This window comes from Halorubrum yunnanense, assembly GCF_026586675.1.
In the GTDB taxonomy this organism is placed as follows: Archaea; Halobacteriota; Halobacteria; order Halobacteriales; family Haloferacaceae; genus Halorubrum; species Halorubrum yunnanense.
This window is the reverse complement of record NZ_JAODIX010000113.1, coordinates 1-1,341: the sequence shown is the minus strand read 5'-3', so window position 1 is coordinate 1,341 and position 1,341 is coordinate 1. Positions and strand designations below refer to the sequence as shown.

The 1,341-nt window shown below is 55.8% G+C and carries 1 protein-coding gene; it reads right to left on the bottom strand.

Translation table 11 applies throughout. The annotated features are described in order from the left end of the window. Positions 1 to 170: 170 nt before the first annotated feature. Positions 171 to 1,341 (bottom strand): IS4 family transposase (locus tag N5096_RS16125; RefSeq protein WP_267665802.1); only part of this gene is annotated, 1,171 nt, incomplete at its 5' end.

Sequence of the window (1,341 nt, the reverse complement as noted above, 5' to 3'; positions counted from 1 at the left end):
CGAATCGCTAATGAAGCGTGATCGGAGAACTGAACGGATGTTCTTCTGTCTCGGATGCTGAGATCTGTGTCACTCTCTGAAGGCGGCGCACTCACTCCGGTGAGTGCGTCGCCGATCCAGAGCTGTCGCTACTACCTACCTCTGAGCTAACCGGCTTGTCAGGCGAGTTTCTACCAGAACTCGCCTGACTCAACCTGCTCACGTAATCTTGCTCGATGTGGATTTGGATCTCGTGACGACCACAACAGCAATTCGTCGAGATCTGGCAGTTCATACCCGAGATCCAGCATCAGGTACAGCTGGACTAGGTGTGCGTGACGTTCGAGCGCGTGAGAACACCGACGACGTGGAAGACGCGTCGACGACGCGGCCGCGTCGTCGTCGCTCCCCTGCCGCTTTGCGTCTAATTTGCGGAGTTCATCCACGATAACGCGGCTCATCAGCAGCGAGAGCGCCGCTACGATGATCAGCGCTTCGATGATGTAGGGATCTGTCGTATTGATCTCATCGAGACCGAAGCGCGATTTGAGTTCCTTGAACAGCAGCTCAATCTCCCAGCGCGCCCGATAGAGCTGTGCGATATCGGGCGCGTGGTAGTTGTCTCTGGCAAGATTCGTTAGGTAGAGATGGTACTCATCGCTGTCCTCGTTGAGCACACCGACGAGCCGGAACGTTCGGGTCGTGCTGACGCCCGACCCTCGCTTGCGGTCGAATGAGAGGGTAATCCGAGCGTCGATCTCCTGTCGCTGCAGGTCGTCAAGGACGTCCTGCAGCGACTCGCCTTCGAGTGGAATACTGTTTCCCCGCCATGTGCGAAGCTCTTCGACGATCTCGAAGTTTGCGTCATCTTTGACCCGTGAGATGAACCAGCCGTCGTTTTGATCGATACGGTCGAACAACCAGAAGTCGTAGAAGCCGAGATCGAGTAAGACGAGTGCGCCAGCTACCCACTCACCGGTGGGTAGCTGGCTCCGTTCCTGCGTTTTGGCGTCAGTCGTTTGAAAACGCGTAGGAAGTCCGGTTGAGAGTGATTCTGTGAGGTGAAGCTTCACGCCAGCTTGATCTTCGCCAGTCGCTGCGTAGACGTCTGTAGCGTCTTGGTAGAGTGTGATGATAGAAGCGTCAACAATGAGGACGTCTCGAAAGCGTTCGAGACGTCCGCTGAGGTCGGTTTGTCCCGGTTCGAGATTCTCGATGGCGTCATCGAGAATCTCTCGCAGGAGTGCAACGAACGCGGGTGAAAACCAGCCGTGGAAGGTTGGATAAGCGAGTTCGTCACAGTCAGCCATTTCGACAAACCGTTCGAGAAATGCCTGAATAGAGCGATCTGATCCAGCAGCG